The sequence below is a fragment of the Plesiomonas sp. genome (genome assembly GCF_051650925.1).
GTDB lineage: Bacteria > Pseudomonadota > Gammaproteobacteria > Enterobacterales > CAMTGL01 > Plesiomonas.
Genome location: NZ_JBOFRH010000483.1, coordinates 1 through 1,249, shown reverse-complemented (window position 1 = coordinate 1,249; position 1,249 = coordinate 1). Strand labels below are relative to the sequence as shown.

Below are 1,249 nucleotides of genomic sequence, written 5' to 3'. Positions count from 1 at the left end.
GCCACCATGAATAACTGGCGAATACTGTCGTCAAAAGTAAATACAAACAAATCAGTCATGTGCCCGAACAGTGTGATAAACGAAAAAATCACACCGCCAATCACAGGCGCAGGAATAAAATATTTACTAAACAGTGAGACACGCTTTTCAAAATAGCGTCCAACCAGCAAAACCAACACTGCTGTCATCAGTGTGGTTATCATCGATAACGAAATTACATGCATTCAGAAAAATCCTATTTTTTTATTTTCGTGATAGCCGAAATCCGGCTTAAAACCCTTTCCTTCTTAAAGTAAAAACCGTCGGTTTTATATCAATGCAGAGCGGGTACTCTGTTTAAGCGCTATGCTTCATGTTCAGGCTCTGAATAGCTGTAAAATGCGTTGATAACCTCAGCGCTGGCGGATAATTTACCGTGAGATGGAAAGCTCCGAGCGCAATGCCACTGCGTCTCACAAGCTATCGTCTATTGTGCATATCAGTCACAATCAATCCATGCTAAATCTGTTTCGCAAATTATATTGTGGTTATAATTTGCAACAAACAGTCATACTCATCTCAGCGGGCTAATTGACTTCATTTATCCGCTCGCTTGCCGCATTACTACTGTATTATCCATTCTGTGACCATGTGCCTTTTTTTTCACTAAAAACAACCACATTCACCGTCTCGCTCATTAACGATGAGCAAAACCCGTTTATTAACGCCCCAATAAAACCACGTATTTCCAAAATGCCGCCTTGAAATAACACGGATATTTTCTGGCTTGGCACTTTTTTCGCACTTTTATTGGGCCTTACCTGCACAGAATTTACGCAATACAAGAGCATAGCCTTTTGTATTATAACATAAAGTTTACGAAACCTCTAATCAGGAACAAAAAGACCCTGAAGCACCTCGCAGATTTTCCCGCAAACCAGCGGCGATAAGCACGCTCACCGCCTGGCACTAAACCGTAGAGAGCGATACCTTATCAGTGATTTTATTTTGCGCGATTGCAGTAACATCTTTGCTGCGCAAACGTTTTCCTTTTATAATCAGCCACGCTTTTCAGGACTGAATCTCTTTTTCTGCCATATAAGGGTTATTTCACCATGTTAGGAACTGCACTGCGTCCGTCGGCCACGAAAGTGATGTTGTTAGGTTGTGGGGAACTGGGCAAGGAAGTGGCAATTGAATGCCAGCGGCTCGGGATTGAAGTTATCGGCGTTGATCGTTATTCCGATGCTCCCGCAATGCAGGTGGCGCA

General features: G+C 42.8%; 2 protein-coding genes. One reads left to right on the top strand and one right to left on the bottom strand.

The window, feature by feature from the left end; all coding sequences use genetic code 11:
- A partial coding sequence (locus ACRC27_RS11775; protein ID WP_438639942.1) for a sodium/glutamate symporter occupies nucleotides 1–224 on the bottom strand: 224 nt, incomplete at its 3' end.
- Between the two features lie 870 nt (nucleotides 225–1,094).
- Between ACRC27_RS11775 and ACRC27_RS11770 the strand changes: the two genes are divergently transcribed.
- Nucleotides 1,095–1,249: NAD(P)-dependent oxidoreductase (locus ACRC27_RS11770; protein WP_438639943.1), on the top strand; the 155-nt coding region annotated here is incomplete at its 3' end.